Annotated in this window: 24 protein-coding genes and 1 tRNA gene; 14 read left to right on the top strand and 11 right to left on the bottom strand. The window is 66.5% G+C overall.

What is annotated here, in order from left to right:
* The first annotated feature begins 28 nt into the window (after positions 1–28).
* A tRNA-Ala gene (locus QFZ23_RS17185) sits at positions 29–101 on the top strand.
* 100 nt (positions 102–201) lie between these two features.
* Here the strand turns inward: QFZ23_RS17185 and QFZ23_RS17180 are convergent.
* The 6 genes from QFZ23_RS17180 to QFZ23_RS17155 form a co-directional block, all read right to left on the bottom strand.
* A complete protein-coding gene (locus QFZ23_RS17180) occupies positions 202–603 on the bottom strand; it encodes a hypothetical protein (RefSeq protein WP_306924735.1) in 402 nt (133 codons plus the stop codon).
* Positions 604–802: 199 nt separating this feature from the next.
* Entirely contained in the window at positions 803–1,144 is a 342-nt protein-coding gene (locus QFZ23_RS17175) for a hypothetical protein (RefSeq protein WP_306924734.1), read from the bottom strand.
* A gap of 75 nt (positions 1,145–1,219) precedes the next feature.
* Positions 1,220–1,726 carry an AFG1/ZapE family ATPase gene (gene zapE / locus QFZ23_RS17170; protein ID WP_306924732.1) on the bottom strand — a complete coding sequence of 169 codons (507 nt, stop codon included), beginning with the start codon at positions 1,724–1,726 and terminating at the stop codon, positions 1,220–1,222.
* Positions 1,726–2,721: a magnesium/cobalt transporter CorA gene (corA, locus tag QFZ23_RS17165; RefSeq protein WP_306924731.1), complete on the bottom strand. Its 996-nt coding sequence runs from the start codon at positions 2,719–2,721 to the stop codon at positions 1,726–1,728. The genes zapE and corA overlap by 1 nt, the downstream gene beginning before the upstream one ends.
* An 82-nt stretch (positions 2,722–2,803) precedes the next feature.
* Positions 2,804–3,229 (bottom strand): DUF1761 domain-containing protein, encoded by a 426-nt coding sequence (locus tag QFZ23_RS17160; RefSeq protein WP_306924730.1) that lies wholly within the window; start codon positions 3,227–3,229, stop codon positions 2,804–2,806.
* Between the two features lie 9 nt (positions 3,230–3,238).
* Positions 3,239–3,739, bottom strand: coding sequence for an Lrp/AsnC family transcriptional regulator (locus tag QFZ23_RS17155; protein WP_373427894.1), 501 nt, complete (start codon positions 3,737–3,739; stop codon positions 3,239–3,241).
* Between the two features lie 171 nt (positions 3,740–3,910).
* On the opposite strand from QFZ23_RS17155, the gene QFZ23_RS17150 reads away from it, so the two are divergent.
* The 3 genes from QFZ23_RS17150 (at position 3,911) to QFZ23_RS17140 (ending at position 6,215) form a co-directional block, all read left to right on the top strand.
* Positions 3,911–5,143, top strand: coding sequence for an MFS transporter (locus QFZ23_RS17150; protein WP_306924728.1), 1,233 nt, complete (start codon positions 3,911–3,913; stop codon positions 5,141–5,143).
* Between the two features lie 113 nt (positions 5,144–5,256).
* Positions 5,257–5,976 carry an ArsR/SmtB family transcription factor gene (locus QFZ23_RS17145; protein WP_306924726.1) on the top strand — a complete coding sequence of 240 codons (720 nt, stop codon included), beginning with the start codon at positions 5,257–5,259 and terminating at the stop codon, positions 5,974–5,976.
* A complete protein-coding gene (locus QFZ23_RS17140; protein WP_306924725.1) occupies positions 5,973–6,215 on the top strand; it encodes a 2-nitropropane dioxygenase in 243 nt (80 codons plus the stop codon). The genes QFZ23_RS17145 and QFZ23_RS17140 overlap by 4 nt, the downstream gene beginning before the upstream one ends.
* 48 nt (positions 6,216–6,263) lie before the next feature.
* Here the strand turns inward: QFZ23_RS17140 and QFZ23_RS17135 are convergent, their stop codons facing one another.
* Together QFZ23_RS17135 and QFZ23_RS17130 are read right to left on the bottom strand one after the other, a co-directional pair.
* Positions 6,264–6,773, bottom strand: a complete 510-nt coding sequence (locus tag QFZ23_RS17135) for an Lrp/AsnC family transcriptional regulator (protein WP_003805226.1) — start codon at positions 6,771–6,773, stop codon at positions 6,264–6,266.
* 118 nt (positions 6,774–6,891) lie between these two features.
* Positions 6,892–8,223 (bottom strand): MFS transporter, encoded by a 1,332-nt coding sequence (locus QFZ23_RS17130; protein ID WP_306924722.1) that lies wholly within the window; start codon positions 8,221–8,223, stop codon positions 6,892–6,894.
* 90 nt (positions 8,224–8,313) lie between these two features.
* On the opposite strand from QFZ23_RS17130, the gene QFZ23_RS17125 reads away from it, so the two are divergent.
* Positions 8,314–9,300 (top strand): LysR substrate-binding domain-containing protein, encoded by a 987-nt coding sequence (locus QFZ23_RS17125; RefSeq protein ID WP_306924720.1) that lies wholly within the window; start codon positions 8,314–8,316, stop codon positions 9,298–9,300.
* A gap of 46 nt (positions 9,301–9,346) precedes the next feature.
* On the opposite strand, the gene QFZ23_RS17120 is transcribed toward QFZ23_RS17125, so the two are convergent.
* The gene (locus QFZ23_RS17120) at positions 9,347–10,378 is read right to left on the bottom strand and encodes a nitronate monooxygenase (protein WP_306924718.1); all 1,032 of its coding nucleotides are present in this window, start codon (positions 10,376–10,378) and stop codon (positions 9,347–9,349) included.
* A 135-nt stretch (positions 10,379–10,513) separates the two neighbouring features.
* On the opposite strand from QFZ23_RS17120, the gene QFZ23_RS17115 reads away from it, so the two are divergent.
* From QFZ23_RS17115 to QFZ23_RS17075, 9 genes are all read left to right on the top strand, one after another.
* Entirely contained in the window at positions 10,514–11,401 is an 888-nt protein-coding gene (locus QFZ23_RS17115; protein ID WP_306926917.1) for an N-acetylglucosamine kinase, read from the top strand.
* A 171-nt stretch (positions 11,402–11,572) separates the two neighbouring features.
* A complete protein-coding gene (locus QFZ23_RS17110) occupies positions 11,573–12,025 on the top strand; it encodes an NUDIX hydrolase (protein WP_306924716.1) in 453 nt (150 codons plus the stop codon).
* Between the two features lie 299 nt (positions 12,026–12,324).
* Positions 12,325–13,434: a ribosome small subunit-dependent GTPase A gene (rsgA, locus tag QFZ23_RS17105; RefSeq protein ID WP_373427947.1), complete on the top strand. Its 1,110-nt coding sequence runs from the start codon at positions 12,325–12,327 to the stop codon at positions 13,432–13,434.
* Between the two features lie 172 nt (positions 13,435–13,606).
* Positions 13,607–14,695 (top strand): ABC transporter ATP-binding protein, encoded by a 1,089-nt coding sequence (locus QFZ23_RS17100; protein WP_306924713.1) that lies wholly within the window; start codon positions 13,607–13,609, stop codon positions 14,693–14,695.
* Positions 14,695–15,405 (top strand): ABC transporter permease, encoded by a 711-nt coding sequence (locus QFZ23_RS17095; protein ID WP_306924711.1) that lies wholly within the window; start codon positions 14,695–14,697, stop codon positions 15,403–15,405. The genes QFZ23_RS17100 and QFZ23_RS17095 overlap by 1 nt, the downstream gene beginning before the upstream one ends.
* Complete coding sequence (locus QFZ23_RS17090) at positions 15,405–16,148, top strand: ABC transporter permease (RefSeq protein ID WP_306924709.1); 744 nt, start codon at positions 15,405–15,407, stop codon at positions 16,146–16,148. Before QFZ23_RS17095 ends, QFZ23_RS17090 begins: the two co-directional genes overlap by 1 nt.
* Positions 16,145–17,104: an ABC transporter substrate-binding protein gene (locus tag QFZ23_RS17085; RefSeq protein WP_306924707.1), complete on the top strand. Its 960-nt coding sequence runs from the start codon at positions 16,145–16,147 to the stop codon at positions 17,102–17,104. Before QFZ23_RS17090 ends, QFZ23_RS17085 begins: the two co-directional genes overlap by 4 nt.
* A gap of 180 nt (positions 17,105–17,284) precedes the next feature.
* Positions 17,285–18,505, top strand: a complete 1,221-nt coding sequence (locus QFZ23_RS17080; RefSeq protein ID WP_306924705.1) for a pyridoxal phosphate-dependent aminotransferase — start codon at positions 17,285–17,287, stop codon at positions 18,503–18,505.
* 35 nt (positions 18,506–18,540) lie between these two features.
* The gene (locus QFZ23_RS17075; protein WP_306924703.1) at positions 18,541–19,395 is read left to right on the top strand and encodes a PPK2 family polyphosphate kinase; all 855 of its coding nucleotides are present in this window, start codon (positions 18,541–18,543) and stop codon (positions 19,393–19,395) included.
* A gap of 37 nt (positions 19,396–19,432) precedes the next feature.
* Here QFZ23_RS17075 and QFZ23_RS17070 read toward each other — a convergent pair whose 3' ends face one another.
* Together QFZ23_RS17070 and xseA are read right to left on the bottom strand one after the other, a co-directional pair.
* Complete coding sequence (locus QFZ23_RS17070) at positions 19,433–19,621, bottom strand: exodeoxyribonuclease VII small subunit (RefSeq protein ID WP_111905333.1); 189 nt, start codon at positions 19,619–19,621, stop codon at positions 19,433–19,435.
* 205 nt (positions 19,622–19,826) lie between these two features.
* Entirely contained in the window at positions 19,827–21,110 is a 1,284-nt protein-coding gene (xseA, locus tag QFZ23_RS17065) for an exodeoxyribonuclease VII large subunit (protein WP_306924701.1), read from the bottom strand.
* Positions 21,111–21,265: the final 155 nt, after the last annotated feature.

Here is a 21,265-nt window from a genome sequence, read left to right as displayed (position 1 = left end):
GTTGAGTTCCTCCGGGAAACGGCGCCACGGGGTTATAGCTCAGTTGGTAGAGCGCTTCGTTCGCATCGAAGAGGTCAGGGGTTCGAATCCCCTTAGCTCCACAGTTACACCCCGGTCTTCGGACCGGGGTGTTTTTGCTTTGGCCCGTGTGGTCGCCGGGGCCGGGCATGGCTCTCAGGTTGGGGGATGCGCGGCTGCAGCTCATGAGTTCGAAGATCCGTGTGATTTGGGCGGCAGATGGCCGCGCCTGGATGCTTCCCGGACTACCTGCCGGATGTTGGCGAACAGCACTGCCTTCACTGCTGTCATGTCCGGGTTGTGCCCGTGCTTCAGCGCGCTCTCAAGGCTTCGGCAGTATGCCTCAAGGCGGTGCGCGCCGGCCATCCCGGAGCTGACCCTCAGGCTGATGATGGCCTCCAGAGTTGTGTCTGTATCACCGCGGGTGAGGCCCTTGAAGATCTTGGCCGCCCGCACGGGGAGCATCACCAGATACTCCTCCATGAACTTCCGCGCTGCATCCTTCCCGGCTTCGTCCGTGAGGTCCTGCAGCGCACCGTCATCCAGTACCGGAAGGTCCTGGTCCGCGTCCGGGTCCTCCGCCATGCAGCCACCTCATCCAGTTGTCCACGCCGTCCTGCGATTCTCAATGAAATGGTCCGGGACGCAGCTCAAGAACCTGACACTGTCATCGCAGGTTCGGATCAAGAGTTCGCCAACGTTCATCTTGTTCTGCCAACGCGAAAGGCGGCCACGGGCAGGAGGAGTGCCCTGCCCGGGCCGCCAGGCGTGTAAGAGGCGCGGGCTACTGGCCGCCGCAGAACTTGCTGTAGGTGCTGCCGGCCTGCTCGTAGCCGGCCTTCAAACCGGTGAGTTTCGCCTCATCCGGGGTTTCCTTGGCGGACTCGTCCGTGTACTCCAGGATGGCCTGCAGCGCCGGGCGCAGCTCGTCCGAGGACACAGCCTCGATAGGGCGGATCTGGTTGGCCAGGCGGGTCATGCCGGTCTTGCCCACGGAGTTCGTGGGGTTCGAGACAACCGTCCTGATCCGGTCACAGGTTTGTGCGGTGGTGAGCTGCGGTGCAGCGCAGGCGGAAGCGGAGAGGACGAACCCGGCGGCAAGCAGGGCGGTAGTGAGTTTCTTCATGTTTCCCTCAGTAGTTGATGTCAATCGATTGTAAGCAGACGCAACCGGCTCGGGACGGCCGGGTTACGGCTGTTGCTAGCAGCCGCCAGACTGCTCATCCGCCAACTGTTCGTCCGACTCGATCCTGCGAAGCACGGAGAGCCGCTCTCCGATGCGTGACAGAACGGCGGCCAGTTCCTCAGGAGGGCCGCCCTCCGGTGGTCCAAAGGGGCTGCCAAACAGGCCCGGCGCAATGAGGAACGGAGTGATGTCCCGCTCGTGGAGGACGTTCAGCAAAGTCAGGAACCGCTGCCAGTCAGCCGGGCTGGACGCGGACTCTGCAGAAGGTGAAGGTATGCCGTCCACGACCCAGGCTGGGAACGTCTCCGCCAGCAGAAGATAGTCCGCCGTCGACCAATTTCCGCCGCATAGCTCGGCGAAGCTGGCCCAAAGCATGTCCGGGTCGGCGCCTTTGACTGACAGCGGACCGGTGGGCAGGGCCAGGACGTCCCGCTGGGAAGGGGAGGGCCTGAACAGCCCGTAGGCGCCCAACTGCCGTTCGGTGCCGGGCGTGATGACCAGGCCGCGGTGAAAACCGGCCACTAGAGCCAGCCCTTCCGCTTGAAGATGAGATACATCAGGGCGGCTGTGGCTGCCATCAGCAGTATCGCCATGGGGTAACCGTAGGCCCAATGCAGCTCCGGCATATGGTCAAAGTTCATGCCGTACACGCCGGCCACAAACGATGGGGCGAAGAAGATGGCCGCCCAGGACGAGATCTTTTTTACCTGCTCGTTCTGCTGCGCGCTCGCCTCGTTCTGCCGGTTGGCGGTAAGCGTGCCGTCCAGGGTCAGCGCGTTTTGAAGGAGGTCACGGAATGAATCAGCCCGCGAAATCACCCGCTCCACGTGGTCCTCGACGTCCCGGAGATTGTGCTGGAGCTCGGCGTCGGCAGCAAAGTCGTCAAATCCTTGATTCAGCTGCTGCATCATGGCCGGCAGCGGATGGATGGCCCGCTGGAACTGGATGACCTCGCGGGCGAGTTCATAGATGCGGCGGGACACCGCGGAATCCCCCGAAAACAGTTGGTCTTCGATTTCGTCGATGTCGTTTTCCAGCCCGGCCACCACCGGGGCGTAGTCGTCCACCACCTGGTCCAGCAGTGCGTACAGTACCGCCGGCGGTCCGTGGCGGAGGAGATCCGGCCTGGACTCCAGGCGGCGGCGTACCTGTCCGACGCCGGACATCTCGGCATGCCGGACGGTCACCACGAAGTTCGTTCCAACGAATATATGGAGCTCGCCGAATTCCACAGTTTCGGTGTCATCGCGGTACCGGGCCGGCCTCAGAACAGTGAAAAGGCTGGCCCCGTAGCGCTCCAGCTTTGGCCGTTGGTGGGCCGAAACGGCGTCCTCCACGGCCAGGTCATGCAGGCCAAACTCCTCGGCGACGGCGGCCATCTCGGCTTTCGAGGGACGGTACAGGCCGATCCAGGCCATCCCGCCGTGGCTGTCAAGCGTTTCAAACGTCTGTTCCAGGTTTTCGGGCTCCGCGGTGCGGACCCCGTCGACGTAGACGGCGTTGTCGATGATGGTCACAGTCTGCAGGTCTCCGTCTATTTGGGTCAGGACATCGCGTTGGGTCAGGACATCGCGTTGGGGTCAGGACATCCGCATTGGGTCAGGACAGCGCGCCGATGATGACTCCGGCGGCTGTCACAGCGAGGACATCGTGGCCGGAGTCGATGAGCGTCACCGCGGCAGGACGTCCGGCGAAACCGTTGTGGATTACGTGGCCGCCCACACGGAACACCACTGCCAGCACGAAAGCGAACGATCCGCCGGCCAGCGCGCTGTCGAGTCCGAGCTTGCTGATCAGAACTGCGAGCAGGATGGCTGTTAGGGCTGCAGCTGCCATCATGGGAACCCAGATTCCGGCGCCGCCATTAGTGTTCCTGAGGTCCTCTTCCGTCTTGCCGACGGCCTCCATCCACCGCTTGCCGAGCACAGCGGGCAGGTACCAGACGAAGCCGATGGCCATGCTTGCGACGAAGGCAAGAAGCACCGCAAGCCAGTTGACCTGAAAGAAGTAAGAGAACCAATCCATACTCGAATCCTATTCCGGCCGAAGGGGCGCAGGCCCCGGAGCCGACTGAACCAGGCGGCTGATCAGCGGCTCGGTCCGGTACGGGATGTGCGTGTGGAGGGCCAGCACGGTTTCGGTGCGGATCACGCCCTTGATGCGCAGGATCGAACGCAGCGCGCCCTGGAGGTTTTGCGTGTCCGTGGCCACCACCCGGCACCAGACGTCGCCCCGGCCGGAGATCTCGTGCACTTCGAGGACCTGGGGAATCAGCCGCAAAGCGGCGATCACGCCGTCGAGCTCCCGGTGCGTCACTTCAATCGTCACAAAGGCGACGACGTCGTATCCCACCGCTTCGAGGTCGATCTCGCGGCCGCCGTCGTGCAGGATGCCAGAGCGCAGCATCCGGCGCACGCGTGACTGGGCAGTGTTCCGCGCAATGCCGAGTTTTTCGCTCAGCTCACCGATCTGGACCCGGGGGTCGCGGATCAGCTCGAGCAGGATCTTCAGATCCGTGGGGTCCAAGGTGTTCAAATCGTCACTCCGGTTCATGAATCCGGCCAAAGATTGATGGTTTTGCTCAATATTCCCACAGAATGACGCACGGGTACGCACTCCTGCCGCATTCTTTAGGTACCAAGATTCCATCCGCGCGGGCAGCCCCCACAAAGGGCAGGTTCCCCGGACACAGGCAAGGGCACGTGCATGACCGTCTTTAGCGAACTTCGAATGCGTCCGGCTACGGCCACCCGCTGGGGCTGGGATGCGTCCACCACCACACGGCTGGCCATGGCCGGCGTCGTCATTTTCACGCTCCTGGTGGGAGCAAACCTCGCGACCCCGCTGTATCCGCTGCTGCAGGTGCGGCTGGGCATCGGCTCCCTGGGTATCACCGTCGCGTTCGCCGCCTACGTCCTGGCACTCGTGGCCACGCTCATGCTCGCGGGGCACTGGTCCGACCACATCGGGCGCCGTGCGGCACTTCTCCTTGCCGTGCTGACGGGGCTCGCGGGTGGCCTGGTCTTTGCGAACGCGGACAGTCTTGCCGGGCTGTGCGGCGGCCGGGCGCTCCAGGGCGTCGCCGTCGCCCTGGCTACCGGGGCCAGCTCGGCGGCACTGCGTGAACTGCTGCCGGAGCGCCCGGAGTGGGCCTCCCGTTTCACCCTCCTGGCCTCGGCCGGGGGAGTGGCAGCGGGCCCCGCGATCGGAGGGATCCTCTCGCTCCTGCCGGACTCCACCAGCACGCCGTACCTCATCCATACGCTCGTCCTGGCCGCCTTGCTGGTCCCGCTGTACCTGCTGCGAGCCCGTCCCGCCATCAAGCCTGCCGGCCCCCGTCCGCTGAAGGCGCTTGCGCCGCGCCTGCCCACGGTGTCCCGCGACGCCCGGGGTGCATTCTGGCTGGCGGCAGCCGTCGGCTTCCTTAGCTTTGCCGTCTTCGGCTTCTGCCTGTCCCTCGCGCCGGGTTACTTCGCGAAGATCCTCGGCACCGAATCGCGGCCGCTGATCGGCCTGCTGGCCGGGCTAACCCTGGGATCGTCCGCCCTGAGCCAGTTGGTCGCCGTCCGGAGCAGGTTCGCTGTGCCGGCCGGGCTGGCTGTGCTGGGCGGCGCCGTGGCGCTCATCGCGGCCGCCGCTGCCGCTGGCAATCCGTGGCTGCTGGTCGCGGCGAGCGTAGCCGCAGGCGCCGGCCAGGGCGTCGCCTTCCGGACAGTTTTCAACGACGTGGCAGGCAAGGTGGAAGCGTCCCGGCATGCACAGATCATCAGCACCGTTTATGTAATCACCTACCTCGGAAGTGCCGTCCCGGTAGTGGGGCTGGGGCTCGCGACGGCGGTCTACGGGCTCGACGCGGCCGTCGCCGGATTCGTGACAGCCTGCGCCTGCGCCGCGGGGCTGCTGGCGGCGATCACCTGGCGCCGCAGCCTCCGCCGGTAGCAGCGGCCGGAGAAACCGCCGGAGTAAGCACGTTCCTTGCAAAGAAACGGTTGCAAAGAACTGATTGCAAAATAACCGTTGCAAAGAAATCTTTGCAAGAGTAGCCTTGCGATATGGCCAGCAAGCCGAACTTTGAAGCCCCCGACGTACAGGACCTGCCGTACCCCGTCCGGAAGATGGACCCCGCTTCCCTCAAGGCGCTTGCGCATCCGCTGCGAGTCCAGATCCTGGAAATGCTTTCGCGGTACGGCGCGCAGACGGCGTGCAGCCTCGGCGAGCTGCTGGGGGAGTCCAGCGGTTCCACGAGCTATCACCTGCGCCAGCTGGCCAAGCACGACTTCGTTCGGGAGGTAGAGGGAAAAGGGACCGCGCGGGAGCGGTGGTGGGAGCGGCCGCGCGGCGCCATCGAGGTCTCGTCACCTGAACTTGCCAGTTCCCCCGCCACCCAGGAAGCGTCGCGGCTGGTGAACCGGGAGTTCGAGCTCCGCCGCCAGGCCGTGCTCGCCGATTTCATGGCGCACGGGGCGGACAGCCTGGACCGTGACTGGCTGGAAGCCGCAACCGTAAGCACCGCCAATGTGCGGATGAACGAGGAGCAGCTGGGCGCCTATACGCGGGCCATGGAGGCCTTCTCCTATCGGCTGCTGGAGGAGATCCGCGGCGAGGGGGACCAGGAAGGTGCCCGGCCGGTCCAGATCCACTTCAACGCCTTCCCCATCCTCAGGGTCCCCGCGTCCGCAGGCACCCGCGGCCAGCGCAGGACTCCGAACCCCGCCCAAGCGGAATCCTTCAGCACAAAACAGTCAACGAGCCCCGAAAGGAAAGAGCCATGAGCGCTCTATCGGTCAACCAGTCCGTTCCCTGCGCCGGCTACCGCCGTGCCTCCGTCGTGGAAGCCATGGCCGTCCGTATCGGCGCAGGCCTGGTGGAATGGGCGGAGCGGCGCCGGGTTGTTCCGGAGGAATCCGCCCGGCAGCAGCGGGACGCCGCGCGGCGCCGCGATGAATTGAGCCTGTTGCGTGGCGATGTCCTCGGGGCAGCCCACTCTGGCCTGCTGCTTGCCCGCCACTAGGTAGCGCCGGGTCGGTTGTTCCGGCGCCTGGTGAGTTCCGGCGCCTGGTCAGTCCTGTTCCGGCAGCGGTCCGTGGTTGCCCTGCATGTGGTCGAACACCAGTGTGGTTTCGGTGTGGCCCACCACGGGGTCGGTGGCAAGGTTGTCCAGAACCCAGTCCCGCAGGTCCTCGGTGGTGGCGACGGCGATGTGCAGCAGATAGTCGACCGAGCCGGACGTATGGAAGGTTGAAAGTACGGCGGGCAGCTTGGGGACGCGGGAGGTGAACCGGTCGATCTGCTCCCGGTCGTGGGCACGGAGCCGGACGGCGATCAGGGCCTGCACTGACCGGCCAATCGCGGAAAGGCTCAGTTTCGCTTCGAATCCCTGGATGATGCCCCGGTCCGAAAGAGCGCGGGTGCGCATGAGGGCGGTGGAGGGGGCGATGCCCACCAGCTCGGCCAGCTGCTTGTTGGATATCCGGGCATCGTCCACCAGGGCCGCCAGCAGCCGCTCATCAATGGCGTCCAGCGGCTCGTGCCCCGCTGGCGGCCGAATATTCTTCGGGTTGCTGCTCACGGATCCTCCTGAAGTGTTCTCCGTTCATCTTAGCGGCGCCAATGTTGCCAAGACATTCACAGGCGGGCGGCACTTCCGAACATCTGCAAGTTTTCGGCCCGGTTCGGCGGCGAATTATTCAGGGATGCTGCAGGCTTGCCTTATCCGGCTGGCGCTGCCGCCGCTGGGGCGCGGACGAGGGGTGCACGACGGCGGTGATCACCGCCGTCGTGCATCCCAGGATGATGACGGCGGCCGCCAGCGCCGGCCAGCCGAGGGACTGGAACACCAGTCCTCCGGCCCAGCCCAAGATGCTGGAGCCCAGGTAATACGCGAGGTTGTACAGCGATGCTGCCTGTGCCCGGCCTGACTGGGCGATGGCTCCGGTCCAGCCCGCGCCGATGCTGTGGGCCGCGAAGAAACCGCCGGTGAAGATGATGAGGCCGGCCAGTATCAGCACCAGCACCTGGGTGAGGGTGAAGGCGAGGCCTGCCGCCATAACCGCAATGCCGGCCAGCAGCACCGTGCGCCGGCCGAAGCGCTGCGTCAGGGCTCCGGCCCAGCGTGAGGTCGCAGTGCCCGACAGATAGGCCAGGAAGATGAGGCTGATGAGCGTGGCCGGAAGGCTGAACGGCTCGCCGGAGAGCCGGAAACCGAGATAGTTGTAGACGGCCACGAAGCCGCCCATCAGCAGGAAGGCCTGCACGTAGAGTGCCAGCAGCCGCGGGTTGGCCAGATGCCCAGACAAGGTCCTGGCCGCTCCGCGGAGGCCGATACCCCGGGCGGGGCTGAAGCCGCGGGCCTTGGGAATCAGGACCAGGAAGAGCACGGCGGCCACGGTGGCCAGGACGGAGACGGCGAGCGCGGCGGCGCGCCATCCCCATAGTTCCCCCGCCGGCCCGGCCACAAGCCGGCCGGCCAGGCCGCCCAACGTGGTGCCCGCGACGTAGCTGCCCGCGGCCACGGCAGCGTGCGCCCGGTCGATCTCCTCGTTGAGGTAGGCGATGGCGATGGCCGGGATGCCGCCCAGGGCCATGCCCTCCAGCATCCGGAGCCCCAGCAGGACGGGGAAAGACGTGGCCAGCGGCACCAGCAGCCCCAAGGCCGTGGCCAGGCAGATTCCCCAGGTCATGGCCTTTACCCTCCCGATCCGGTCTGCGAGGAACGACCAGGGAATGACGGTGACGGCGAGGCCCACGGTGGCCAGGGAAATGGTCAGCGCGGCGTCCGCGGCGCTCACCCGAAGCTCGGCAGCCATGACAGGAAGTACTGCCTGGGTGGAATAGAGCTGGGCGAAGGTGGCCACCCCGGCAAACGCCAGGCCAGCCAGGATCCTGCCGTAGGCCTGTGAACCCTTCGGATGCCCGTTCCATTCGACGCCTGCCCCGGCAGCCGGACTCGCCCCGGCAGCCTGCGCCGGCCCGGACTGGCTCGGCTGGATTCCGCGGGCATGCTGGTTGGGCGTTGGCATGCCTTCAGCGTAGATCTATGCTGTCCTAGCATCCAATGCATGATTCACCGATAATTCATGCGGGAACGGATTGATTGACGGAGGAAAACCGTGGATATCGAGCACAGGCAACTGGTGCAGCTGCTGCCGGTTCTGCCGCTGCTGGCGGAGCTTGGGCGGACACAGCACATCACCGAAACCGCCGAGCTGCTGGGCGTTCCGCAGTCCACGGTCAGCCGCGCGCTGGCGCGCGCCAGTGCCGTGGTGGGGACCGATCTCCTGGTAAGGGACGGCAGGGGCGTGCGGCTAACGCCTGCTGCCACGACGCTGCTGCCCTACGTGGAGTCGGCGCTCGCCGAGTTCCGCGCCGGCCTGGACCTTGTCCGGCACGAGTCGGAGGTGGTGCGCGGCCGGATCGCCGTGACCTTCCAGCACACGTTCGGCGAAGCGACGCTGCCACTGCTCATCAGTGCGTTCCGGAGCCGCTATCCGCAGACGGAGTTCGATCTCAGCCAGGGCTCCCGCGACAGCTGTCTGGCGGAACTCTCCTCCGGGGCCGCCGATCTCGCGCTGACCGCACCCGTGGCACCCGCCGGCAGGACCATCGGGTCCGCAGCCCTGTATCGGGAACCACTGCGGCTCGTGCTGCACCACCGGCACCGGCTGGCGGACCGGAAATCAGCGTCTGTGGCCGAGATCCGGAAAGACCCGTTCGTCGCGCTGGGATCGGGGTACGGGCTGCGGTCCCTGACGGATGTCCTGTTCCGGGAAGCCGGCTTCCGGCCGCGCATTGCCTTTGAAAGCCAGGATGCACACACCGCGCGGGGCCTGGTGTCCGCCGGGCTGGGTGTCAGCATTCTTCCGCCGGAGGGCGGCAGCGGCCCGGGCCGCGGCGTCACGGCGGCCACCGGGGACCTGGGCTGGGTCGAAATTGCGCTGGAATCGGAACTGGCATACCGCGAGATCGGTCTGGCTTGGCGCGAGCGCCGCGGCGTGCGGGAGAGCGAACCGGATGCGCTGCGGCTCTTCCGGGAGCTGGTATTGGGCGAGGGGCCAGGGCTGCTGGCAGGGCTGGTCCAGGCCCGGTCGGGCCCCTGACTGGCCGTTGGCGCCCGGCCCTTAACTGTCCGGCCCGGCCCGGCCCTTAACTGTCCAGGAGCGCTCCGACCGCCTCGGCCACGGGTCCGGTCCTGGCCGAGCGCCAGCCCTTTCCTGCCCAGAGGTTCAGCCGCTCCCGGTCACCGGCGGCCGCTGCTGCCGCGCGGATGGGAGCTGTCAGATGGTGGATGGCGGGGTAGCCCGCAGGGGCGTCCCGGTGGTCGCGGACAAAGTCATTGACGAGTGCCCGTGCGTACCGGCCGGTGAACGCCCGGGTGGGTGCTGTTTCGGTGAAGCGGTCATCGCCAAGGGCGTCCTTGTGCAGCTGCCGCGCGCCGCTTTCGTCCGTCCGCAGCAGCGCCGTTCCCACCTGCGCGGCAACCGCCCCGGCGGCAATGACCGACCTGACGGCGGCGGCGTCCGACACCGCGCCGGCCGCGATCAGCGGAAGGTCGACGGCGGCTGCCACCTCCCGGATCAGGTCAGTCGTCGACGGCGGCATGTCGCCTGGTTTAGTCCCGGGCAGGAACGCGCCGGAGTGGGCGCCGGCGCTGCTGTGCTGGACGACGAGGGCATCGGCTCCGCGGTCCGCTGCCAGCTCGGCCTCGGCGCGGCTGGTGACCGTCGCGACGACGGTCGACCCGGCTTTCCGGAGCGCCTCGACAACTGCGGAATCGGGCAGCCCGAATGCGAAGCTGACCAGTTCAACGGGGTGCTGCAGCAGGAGGTCGATCTTCGCCTGCCAGGCGTCGTCGTCGTCAAGCACCAGGGGCGGCACGGTCACGCCGTAGCGCCCGGCGTCCCGGTCAAGGCTGCTCCGGTACTCCTCCATCCTTGCCACGGCGTCGCGGGAGGGGTTCAGCTGTGCATGGTCGGGCACAAAAACGTTGACGCCGAACCGGACGCCGGCGTCCCGGCAGGCGCGGATCTCGGCGCTGACCGCGTCCGCGCTCTTGTAGCCCGCGGCGAGAAAGCCCAGTCCCCCGGCGCGGTGGACCGCCGAGACGAAGCCCGGCGTGGACGTCCCGCCTGCCATGGGCGCTGCAATGATGCGGGTATCGATCTCGGCGTGGGGCATGGCCGGCTCCTTGGGGCTAATCAGTAATCTGTTCAGGTGACTAACTCTGACAACCTATCCGGTGCGGCCCCTGTCCCGTCCAGTGCCGTCCCGTCCAATGCTGTTTCGTCCAGCACGGTCCCGTCCGGCTCCGCCCTGCCCAACGACGTCGTGATCGGCCTCGACATCGGCGGCACCAAGACGAGGGGCGTCCGCTTCGAGCACGGGGAACCGGTAGCCGACCAGAGCGTGGGAAGCGCCAACGTCCAGAACGTCAGCCGTGAGGAGGCCGCCGCGCATCTCGCGGAGCTTTTCGCCAAAATCGGCAGTGGCCCGGTGGCGCAGGTCTATGCCGGCGCCGGCGGGATCGACACCAATGAGGATGCCGCCGCCCTGGCCGCCCTCATTGAGCCCTACGCCCCGGGGGCCCGGATTACGGTGGTCCACGACTCCCGGCTCCTGCTCGCGGCCGGCGGCGCCAGTAGCGGCGTCGCCGTCATTGCGGGCACCGGCTCCGCGGCCTGGGGAACGAACGGGGACGGCGATGAGGCGCGGGCCGGCGGCTGGGGCTACCTCCTGGGCGACGAAGGCAGCGGTTACTGGCTGGGCAGGGAGGCCGTCCGGCACAGCCTGCGGCGTATGAACCAGGGTCAGGAACCGGACGAGCTGACCAGGGCGCTCCTGGACTCCTGCAACACCGATGACCCGAACAAGCTGATCGCGCTCTTCCACTCCCCCGACACCGGACGCCGCTTCTGGGCGCAGCGGGCCCGGCTCGTGGTGGAGGCGGCCGACGCCGGCCACAGGGTAAGCCGCGACCTGATCGACCAGGCGGGCAAGGACCTGGCGGACATGGCTGCCCAGGTCCTCCGGCAGCTGGGGCTGGACGGTCCGGTTATCCTGGGCAGCGGCCTGGGCATGAACGTAGTCCGGCTCCAGGAATCGTTCCGGCAGCACCTGGCCGTGGCAGGAGTCCGTGACGTGCGGATCCTGGAGCAGGACCCTGTTTTCGGTGTCCCGCTGCTGGTCCGCGACCAGGCCTGACCCGGGCATGACTGAGCGCGAACGGACACTTGGGCCCCGCCTGAGGGCCCCAAGTGTCCGTTCGCGCTTGGACGGAGCAGGTTTCCTCCTGCGGGAGATGCTTAAGGTTCGTCACAGTCCCACTCCAGGACGGCCGCCTGCACGCGGACAGCGCGGGGCTACGCTGGAGCCATGACCGTTCTCTTCGACACCCGCCCCGCCGCTTACGCGGTGATCATCCGCGACAGCGCGATACTCCTGGCGTACTGGAAGCAGGATGGCAAGGAAGGCTGGACGCTGCCCGGCGGCGGGCTGGACTTGGCCGAGCACCCGGTGGACGGCTGTATCCGTGAGGTCTTCGAGGAGACGGGCTACCACGCCGAAATCGGCGCAATGCTCGGGATCGACGTCGGGCACTGGCCGGCGGGTTCGCGGCTGGACGGGGCGGACCGCGACTTCCAGGCGCTCCGCCTGGTTTATGAGGCGAGGGTGACGGGCGGGGAACTCACCCACGAAGCGAACGGCACCACCACGCACGCCGCGTGGATACCGCTGCACGACATCGGCTCGCTCAACAGGGTGTCCCTGGTCGACGCCGCGCTGCGGCTGTTCCGGGAGCGGCCGGTCAACGGCAAACTGGACTGAATTTCCGGCCCCGCCTGGTTTCCCTAGCCAGCCGGCGCCCAGCTGGCTATTCTGGGGGAGTCTCCGGGAATTCTGTCCGGCGGCGGCCAGTCTGGCGTGAACTTCGTGCGGGGGAGGTGGACCTGATGATTGCAGAATTCGTGCGCGCTCCGCGCCTTGTCGAAAGTACTCTCATTACTCCCGCCCCCGCTGCTGCCCACTCGTAGCCAGTCCAGCGCACTCTGTGCACAACGCACGGCCTGGACGGCCGGCGGCGCTTCGGGGCCAACCCGAGGTCCACAGTGAAAAATTCTTCCGGCATTCGTGCCAACCAGTTTCAAAACCAGACTCCTTCAATAAAGCCTGACCCCCTGCCTGGCCCAGTCCCGTACGGTTTTACGGAGGCAGCGGCGCAGCACTTTGCGGCCCATCCGGCAGCCGGCGGCGAGGCGGCCGCCCGCGTCGTCCGGGTGGACCGTAACCGGATTGTCGCGGCCACGACCGACGGTCTCGTGCACCTGCCTTACCCGGCCGGTACCGTGCCGGCCACCGGCGACTGGATCTGGGTAGGCCGCAACCGGGCCGCGGAACCGGCCGTCGTCGGCGTTCTTCCACGCACGTCCGAGCTGAGCCGCAAGCGTGCCTTTGACCCGTCCACCGAGGCGCAGGTCCTCGCCGCGAATATCGACATGGTGGGCGTGGTTGTTCCCGTGGACCGTCCGCTGAGCCACAACAGGCTTGAACGGACACTCGTGGCCGTCTGGGATTCCGGCGCCACACCCCTGGTGATCATCACGAAGGCGGACCTGGCGGAGATCGCCGATGACGTCGTCGGGAAGGTGATCCTGCAGGCAGCCGGCGTGGACGTGGTGACCACCTCGGCCGAGCAGTGGGACGGCATCGACGAACTGCTCTCCCGGGTGCAGCCGGGGACAACGCTCGCCCTGCTCGGGCCCTCCGGCGCAGGAAAGTCCACGCTCATCAACGCGCTCGTGGGACACCACGCCCAGTCAACAGGTGACGTGCGCGCCACCGACGGCAGGGGGAGGCACACCACGACGTCGCGGCAACTGGTGCCGCTGCCCAACGGTGCCGTGCTGATGGACACTCCCGGTGTCCGCGGGTTCGGGCTGTTCGACGCCGAGGACGGCATGGAGGAGATGTTCGGCGACCTGCAGGCGCTCTTCGAGCACTGCCGCTTCGCCGACTGCGCCCATGACAGGGAACCCGGGTGCGCCGTCCGGGCGGCGCTCGACGACGGTTCCCTCGAGGAGAGGCGGTGGGCCAGCTACGTCAAGCTCCAGCGCGAGCTCGCTGCCCTTGAGCGGCGCCACGACGCTGCGGCGAGAAGGGCGTACCAGCGGGAATGGCACCAGAAGGTGGTGGTGGCCGGCCGCAGCCAGCGGGCTGCTGAACGCTACCGCCATTGATGAACCTGGAGTGTTTGTCTCCGAATGATTACGGTATCCGTGCCTGCGGCGGTTTTGCCGCGGGCACTGGTTACGCTGTGTCAAGACGCGCTTTACAGCCAAAAAACAGCGTGCTTATGATCAATTCGCTTTACCGTCCGATGTTGCCGCCCAACAGTTAGGTAAGCCGGGTATGGCCGAAGCCATGATTGAGTTCCAGAGCGTCACCAAGCAGTACCAGGGCGGGCAACCGGCGGTGGACCAGCTGAGCATGTCCATTGATCGGGGCTCCATCACGGTGTTCGTAGGACCATCAGGCTGCGGCAAAACCACCTCCCTGCGCATGATCAACCGGATGGTGGAGCCCACGTCCGGGACTATCACCGTGGGCGGGCGCGACGTCACCTCCGTACCGGCGGCCGAGCTCAGGCGCTCCATGGGCTACGTAATGCAGTCGTCCGGACTAATGCCGCACCGCTCCGTGGTGGACAACATCGCCACCGTGCCCCGGCTGAACGGCGTCTCGAAAGCCGACGCCCGCAAGCGGGCGGAAGAACTGCTCGACGTCGTGGGGCTGGCCCCGTCGCTGGGCAAGCGGTACCCGTCGCAGCTCTCGGGCGGCCAGCAGCAGCGCGTGGGCGTGGCCAGGGCGCTCGCCGCCGATCCGCCTGTCCTGCTCATGGACGAGCCGTTCAGCGCCGTGGATCCCGTGGTCCGCGACGAACTGCAGCAGGAACTCCTGCGCCTGCAGCGCGACTTGGCCAAGACCATCGTTTTTGTTACCCACGACATCGACGAGGCCACCGTGCTTGGGGACAAGGTGGCGGTTTTCGCCGTCGGCGGCAAGCTGGCGCAGTACGCCACGCCGGAGGAGATTCTTCGGGCACCGGCCAACGAGTTCGTGGCTTCGTTTGTTGGCCGGGACCGCGGGTTCCGGCACCTTGCCTTCACCACGGCCGACGGCGTCGCGGTCCATCCCGTGGAAACGGTCACCCGGGGCGGGGACGCCAGTGCCAACGCGGACGCCTGGCGCCTGGTGGTGGATGAAGAGCAACGCCCGCTGGGCTGGGAAGGCCCCGGCCTTGACTCCCAGCTCATTCCCGGCGGCTCACTGTTCCGTCCGGGCGACACCCTCCGGCGAGCCCTCGACGCCGCGCTGTCCTCCCCATCGGGGCTCGGCGTCGCGATCGACGGCGACGGCAAGGTTGCCGGCGTCGTCAAGGGCGCGGAGGTGCTCTCCGTAATCGACTCCGCACGCCAGGCCCGGCAGGGCGCACTCTGATGGAGTGGTTCCTGGCGAACAGCCCCATGGTCTTTGAACGGGCCGGCCAGCACCTGGTCCTGGCCCTGGTTCCGATGATCCTTGGCCTGCTGATCTCCATCCCGCTGGCACAGTTCTCGCGGCGGCACAGCGCACTCCGGCAGCTCGTGGCCACCGTGAGTTCCCTGCTCTATACCATCCCTTCCCTGGCCCTGTTCATCATCCTGCCGCCCCTGCTGGGAACCCGGATCCTTGACCCACTGAACGTCATTGTCGCCCTGACCATTTACGCGGTGGCGCTGCTGGTGCGGGCCGCCATGGACGCCTTCGATTCCGTGGATGATGACCTCCGGCAGGCGGCTGTGGCCATGGGCTACCAGCCGACCGCCCGGTTCCTGCAGATCGACCTGCCGCTGTCCCTGCCCGTGATGTTCGCCGGCCTGCGTGTGGTGTCGGTGAGCAACATTTCGCTGGTGAGCGTCGCCGCCCTGCTGGGGGTTGGAAACCTCGGGATGCTGTTCACGGACGGACTGCAGCGGAATTTCGTCACCGAAGTAGTGGTGGGGATTGTCGCCATCCTCCTGCTGGCCCTGGTGATGGACGCGCTGCTGGTGATCCTGGAACGGGTCCTCACGCCGTGGACCAGGGCAGGCTCCCTAAGGACCGACGCGAACGCCAGGTCCGGCGCCGAATTCCTCGCCGACGCCAAAGTGCACGCGGGGGCGGGCTGATGAACATCTTCACTGAGACATTCGCCTGGCTGGCGGATCCAACGCACTGGTCCGGTCCGGGCGGGATACCTGTCCGCCTGCTCGAACACCTGCAGTACAGCGGCCTGGTCCTGATCATCGCCGCAGCCATCGCCGTCCCGGTCGGGCTCTACATCGGGCACACGGGCAGGGGCCGCGTTGTGGCCGTGGCCGTGGCCGGCGCCCTCCGCGCGCTGCCCACACTCGGGCTGCTGGTGCTCTTCGCCCTCGTCGCCGGAAGCGGGCTCATGCCGCCGGTGTGGGCGCTGGTTATCCTCACGGTGCCGCCGCTGCTGGCCGGCACGTACGCCGGCATCGCCAGCGTGGACTCCAACGTGGTGGATGCCGCCCGCGCCATGGGCATGAGAGAGCTGCAGGTCCTGTTCGGCGTGGAGGTTCCCAACGGGCTCCTGGTGATGTTCGGCGGTATCCGCACCGCCGTGCTGCAGGTGATCGCCACCGTGTCGGTGGTGGCCTACCTTCCGCTCGGCGGCCTGGGGCGCTATCTGTTCGACGGGCTGGTGCTCCAGGACTTCCCGCGGATGCTGGCTGGCTCGCTGCTCATCGCGGCGCTGGCGATCGTCGTCGACCTCGTCCTGGCGGCCGGGCAGCGGCTGGTCGTTTCACCGGGACTTTCCGCACGTTCCAAGGGCGGCCGCAAGGCCGCCACCGATCTCTCGGCTGCCGCGCCCGCGGCGGCTGCTGTTCAAGGAGGCACCGCATGAAGTATCCCGTCCGCACGACCCTTACCCGCCGTGGCCTGGGCGGCCTCGCCGCCGGTGTCGGCGTCGCCCTCGCCCTGTCCGCCTGCAGCAGCGGCAATCCGCTGTCTTCCCCCTCCACGAGTGCAACCGGCGGCGCCACCTCCGGCGGTTCCCTCGTCGTCGGGTCCGCGGACTTCCCGGAAAGCCAGATCATCGCCGAGATCTATGCCGGCGCTTTGAACGCGGCCGGAGTCACCGCCACCACCAAGCCGAACATCGGCTCCCGCGAGATCTATTTCAAGGCCGTTCAGGACGGTTCGGTGGACGTCGTTCCGGACTACTCCGGCAACCTTCTGTCCCACGTCGACGCGCAGGCTGCCGAGGTCACGCCGGAGGACGTCTACAAGGCCCTTCCAAGCAAACTGCCTCAGGGTCTCGCCGTCCTTGAGCCCTCCAAGGCCGAGGACAAGGACGCCATGGTGGTCACCAAGGCCACCGCGGAAAAATACCAGCTGAAGTCCATTGAGGATCTGGCCAAAGTCTGCAAGGACCTGACCATGGCCGCACCCGCCACGTTCGAAACCCGGTCCTACGGGTTCCCGGGGCTCAAGAAGAACTACAACTGCGAGCTCAAGGGTCTCAAGCCCTTCAGCGACGGCGGCGGCAACCTCACGCTGCAGGCGCTCCTGAGCGACGAGGTCCAGGTGGCCGACATCTTCACCACCACGCCGTCCATCGCTGACAATGACCTCGTTGTGCTGGAGGACCCGAAGAACAACTTCAAGGCCCAGCAGGTGCTCCCGCTCTACAACGACGCGAAGGTGACGGACAAGGCCAAGGAGGCACTCAACAACGTTTCCAAGACCCTCACCACGGACGACCTGATCAACCTCAACCGTGCCGTGAGCGGAAGCCAGAAGCAGAACGCCAAGGACGCGGCTGCTGCATGGCTCAAGGACAAGGGCATCGTCAAGTAATTCTCATTACTGACTGGGTGAGTAGGACGGCGGTTGCCGGTTCCGCGCGGACCGGCAGCCGCCGTCGTCGTCGTTAGACGGGCGACGGGTTCTGCGGGTCACGCCCGTGGTGCCTTGCGGTCAACACTGTGTGAGGCACGTCTCCCCGGAAGTGCATCCCGCTTGTGGCATATTTGATGAATGGCAGAATTCAAGCAGTCCACCAAGCTTCATAATGTCCTTTACGACATCCGTGGACCGATTCTTCAGGCCGCCCAGCAGATGGAGGCAGAGGGTCACCGCATCCTCAAACTGAACATCGGCAACCCCGCACCCTTCGGTTTTGAAGCGCCGGACGCGATTTTGGTGGACATGATCCGCCACCTGCCCCACGCCCAGGGATACAGCGATTCCCGCGGCATCTTCTCGGCCCGCACCGCCGTCTCGCAGTACTACCAGACCCGCGGTATCCAAAGCATCCACGTGGACGACATCTACCTGGGCAACGGGGTCAGCGAGCTCATCACCATGTCGCTGATGGCCCTGCTCGAAGAGGGCGACGAGATCCTGATCCCCACCCCGGACTACCCGCTGTGGACCGCTTCGGTGGCGCTGGCCGGCGGACGTCCGGTGCACTACCTCTGCGACGAGGAGTCCGGCTGGCAGCCTGACCTGGAGGACCTCGAGGCCAAGATCACGCCCCGCACCAAGGGGATCGTGGTCATCAACCCGAACAACCCTACCGGCGCCGTGTACCCGGAAAGCACGCTGCGCAAGATCGTTGCCCTGGCTGAAAAGCACGGGCTGGTGATCTTCGCCGACGAAATCTACGAGAAGATCCTCTACGAGGACGCCGTCCACGTGAACATGGCCGGGCTCACCGGCGACGACGTGCTGTGCCTGACCTTCAGCGGGCTGTCCAAGGCCTACCGCGTCTGCGGCTACCGGGCGGGATGGATGGCTATCTCCGGGCCCAAGAAGGAAGCCGCCGACTATCTTGAGGGCATCAACCTGCTGGCCAACATGCGGCTGTGCGCCAACGTCCCGGCCCAGCACGCGATTCAGACGGCACTAGGCGGCTACCAAAGCATCAACGACCTCATCCTGCCCGGCGGCCGCCTGCTGGAGCAGCGCAACAAGGCGTACGACATGCTCAACGCCATCCCAGGAGTGAGCACGCAGCAGGCACGCGGAGCCCTCTACCTGTTCCCCAAGCTGGACCCGGAGGTCTACAACATCCGGGACGACGAAAAGTTTGTCCTGGACCTGCTGAAGGAACAGAAGATCCTGGTTTCCCACGGCCGGGCGTTCAACTGGGTCCGGCCCGACCACTTCCGGATGGTGACCTTGCCGAACGTCAAGGACATCGAGGAAGCAATTGGCCGCATGGGAGACTTCCTCAGCAGGTATCAGGGGAACTAGCCTTTAGCCACATTCAACTGTGGAAAGAGGTCCCCATGGCCGGCGTTGTGGAATTCGCGAAGTTCCCCTCCAAATCCTTAAGGGTCGGCAAGGGCTTCAAGCTGGCGGATGTTGACCCTGATGCCACCACAGGGTATTCCGGGGTCAAGGCCGACGGCGCGGCGCTCCTTGAGGACCTTGATGGCAAGCTTGCGGAGCTCCAGGAAAAGCTGTTCGCCGAGTCCAAGTTTGGCGGCACCAAGCGTGTCCTGCTGATCCTGCAGGGAATGGACACCGCCGGCAAGGGTGGGATCGTGAAGCACGTCCTGGGCGCCATGGATCCGCAGGGCGTGCAGTTCAAGTCGTTCAAGGCCCCCACGCCTGAGGAAAAGGCCTACGACTTTCTCTGGCGCATCGAGAAGGAAGTCCCGGCCGCCGGCATGCTGGGGGTCTTTGACCGGTCCCATTATGAGGATGTCCTGATCCACCGGGTTCACCGCTGGGCCGACCCGAAGGAGCTTGAACGCCGCTACACGGCGATCAACGAGTTCGAGGCGCGGCAGGTGGCCGTGGGCACGAAGGTCATCAAGGTCATGCTGCACATCAGCAATGACGAGCAGAAAGAGCGGCTGCTGGCCCGGCTGGACAATCCGGCCAAACACTGGAAGTACAACACCGATGACCTGAAACAGCGCGCCTTCTGGGACGACTACATGGCCGCCTACCAGGCAGCCTTCGATGTCACCAACACGGACCATGCACCCTGGTACGTCGTGCCGGCCAGCAAGAAATGGTACGCGCGGATCGCGGTGCAGCAGCTGCTGCTGGAGGGTCTGGAAGAACTTGAGCTGGAGTGGCCCAAGGCCGAGTTCGACGTGGAAGCCGAACGCCGCCTCGTCGAGCGTTCCTGAAAACCGGGTTTGATCTGCGGCTAAGTCTCCGCCGGCGTTAGCTGTCCTTGCGGGCAGCCGCGAGCCTCTTCCGGGCGCCCTCCAGCCAGTCCTCACAGCGCCGTGCCAATGCCTCGCCCCGTTCCCACAGGGCCAGGGAGTCCTCGAGGCTGGTCCCGCCGGCCTCGAGCTTGGAGACCACGGCCACCAGCTGTTCCCGTGCTTCCTCGTAGCTGAGGGCATCAATGTCCGGAGGAAGAGCGGGGCCAGGCCGGGCTGCGCTGTTTGGCTGGTCTGTATTGTTTGGCAGGTCTGTGTTGTTCGGCTGCGCTGTGTTGTTCGCCGGTTCTGTGTTGATGGTCGGGTCTGTCATGTTTTCTGGCCTGTCATGTCGATGGTGATGTCATTCGGTGCCGGCGTCATGTCGGCGCCGGCTTAAGGTGCCCCTCGGTTCATGGTGCGCCTGTGGACTCCGCGCCGAACCGCCCGCCGGCCACCCGGACCGAGAGCGCGGCTCCGGCGGGGGCCTGGGACGGCTGGCGGACAACTGTCCCGCCGGACCCGGAAAGCTGCACCACGGCGTAACCGCGGTCCAGGGTCTGTTGCGGTGACAAGGCCCGGACCTGCGCCTGAAGGTGGACCAGCTGGTCGGAAGCCCTCATGACGGCGGCGCTGATGGCTGCCGTGGACCGGCGGGCCAGCCGTTCCACATCGTCTGCGCGCGCCGTGATCATGCTCTCCGGAGCCGCGAGGACGGGACGGGACCTGACTGCCGCCAGACGGTCCGTTTCCCGGGCCACCAGCAGCGTGACGGAGCGGCGCAGCTGGGCCTCAGCCTGCCGTACCCGGGCAAGTTCCTCCGAGACTTCGGGCACGATCCGCTTGGCTGCGTCCGTGGGCGTGGAGGCCCGGAGATCGGCGACGTCGTCCAGGATGGGCCGGTCCGCCTCGTGTCCGATCGCGCTGACCACTGGAGTCACCGCGGCGGCCACCGCGCGGATGAGTTCCTCGCTGCTGAACGGCAGCAGGTCCTCCAGCGCTCCACCGCCGCGGGCGATGACGATGACGTCGACCTCGGGACGGGCATCGAGTTCGCGCAGCGCCTTAACCATCTGGGATACGGCGTTGGTGCCTTGCACCGCGACTTCGCGGATCTCAAACTCGACTGCCGGCCAGCGCAGGGCAGCGTTGCGCAGAACGTCCTTCTTGGCATCGGAGTCGCGGCCGGTGATGAGCCCGATCCGGTGGGGGAGCAGCGGCAGGCGCTTTTTCCGCGACTCGGCAAACAGGCCTTCCGCGGCCAGTGCATGGCGCAGCCGTTCTATCCGTGCGAGGAGATCGCCCAATCCAACAGGGCGGATGTCCTTCACGGACATGTTCAGGCGCCCGGTCTTCAGCCAGAACTCAGCCTTGAGCAGGGCCACAACCCGGCTTCCGCGCTCAAGCGGTGTCTCCTGGCGGTCGAGCAACCTGGACCAGATGGAAGCCGGCAGCGAGATCTCGGCGTCAACATCCCGGAGGGTAAGGAACGCACTGCCGCCGCGCCGGTTCAGTTCGATGACCTGCCCTTCAACCCAGGCTGCCGGTGCCCGCTCGATGTGGTTTTTGAGCTTCTGGGAGAGCAACTGCAGCGGCCAGGGGTTGTCCGGGCTCGTGTCTGCGGCAGTGGCCGGCACCGTACTGGGGCCAGCCGCGGGGGCCGTGCCGGGTACAGGGACGGTGGCGTTTTCAGCCATGTGCAGCCCCGGTTGCGGCGAATGCCAGTTGCATGGTCGCGGTCCTTTGCCTGTGGATGGTGCGTGCGCAGTGGGTTAATCCACTCTATCCATAGCTGTATCACCGGGCTCCGACAGTAATGATGGAATTGCGCGGCATTGCTCATAACCCGGCA

Origin of the sequence: Arthrobacter globiformis (genome assembly GCF_030818015.1) — a bacterium.
GTDB classification, from domain to species: Bacteria; Actinomycetota; Actinomycetes; order Actinomycetales; family Micrococcaceae; genus Arthrobacter; species Arthrobacter globiformis_C.
This window is presented reverse-complemented; position numbering and strand designations above follow the sequence as displayed.

Coding starts and splice junctions, on each gene's coding strand:
- QFZ23_RS17180 (WP_306924735.1), bottom strand. CDS start 603: ATGGCGGAGGACCCGGACGCGGACCAGGACCTTCCGGTACTGGATGAC.
- QFZ23_RS17175 (WP_306924734.1), bottom strand. CDS start 1,144: ATGAAGAAACTCACTACCGCCCTGCTTGCCGCCGGGTTCGTCCTCTCC.
- QFZ23_RS17160 (WP_306924730.1), bottom strand. CDS start 3,229: ATGGATTGGTTCTCTTACTTCTTTCAGGTCAACTGGCTTGCGGTGCTT.
- QFZ23_RS17150 (WP_306924728.1), top strand. CDS start 3,911: ATGACCGTCTTTAGCGAACTTCGAATGCGTCCGGCTACGGCCACCCGC.
- QFZ23_RS17145 (WP_306924726.1), top strand. CDS start 5,257: ATGGCCAGCAAGCCGAACTTTGAAGCCCCCGACGTACAGGACCTGCCG.
- QFZ23_RS17140 (WP_306924725.1), top strand. CDS start 5,973: ATGAGCGCTCTATCGGTCAACCAGTCCGTTCCCTGCGCCGGCTACCGC.
- QFZ23_RS17130 (WP_306924722.1), bottom strand. CDS start 8,223: ATGCCAACGCCCAACCAGCATGCCCGCGGAATCCAGCCGAGCCAGTCC.
- QFZ23_RS17120 (WP_306924718.1), bottom strand. CDS start 10,378: ATGCCCCACGCCGAGATCGATACCCGCATCATTGCAGCGCCCATGGCA.
- QFZ23_RS17110 (WP_306924716.1), top strand. CDS start 11,573: ATGACCGTTCTCTTCGACACCCGCCCCGCCGCTTACGCGGTGATCATC.
- QFZ23_RS17100 (WP_306924713.1), top strand. CDS start 13,607: ATGGCCGAAGCCATGATTGAGTTCCAGAGCGTCACCAAGCAGTACCAG.
- QFZ23_RS17095 (WP_306924711.1), top strand. CDS start 14,695: ATGGAGTGGTTCCTGGCGAACAGCCCCATGGTCTTTGAACGGGCCGGC.
- QFZ23_RS17090 (WP_306924709.1), top strand. CDS start 15,405: ATGAACATCTTCACTGAGACATTCGCCTGGCTGGCGGATCCAACGCAC.
- QFZ23_RS17085 (WP_306924707.1), top strand. CDS start 16,145: ATGAAGTATCCCGTCCGCACGACCCTTACCCGCCGTGGCCTGGGCGGC.
- QFZ23_RS17080 (WP_306924705.1), top strand. CDS start 17,285: ATGGCAGAATTCAAGCAGTCCACCAAGCTTCATAATGTCCTTTACGAC.
- QFZ23_RS17075 (WP_306924703.1), top strand. CDS start 18,541: ATGGCCGGCGTTGTGGAATTCGCGAAGTTCCCCTCCAAATCCTTAAGG.
- xseA (WP_306924701.1), bottom strand. CDS start 21,110: ATGGCTGAAAACGCCACCGTCCCTGTACCCGGCACGGCCCCCGCGGCT.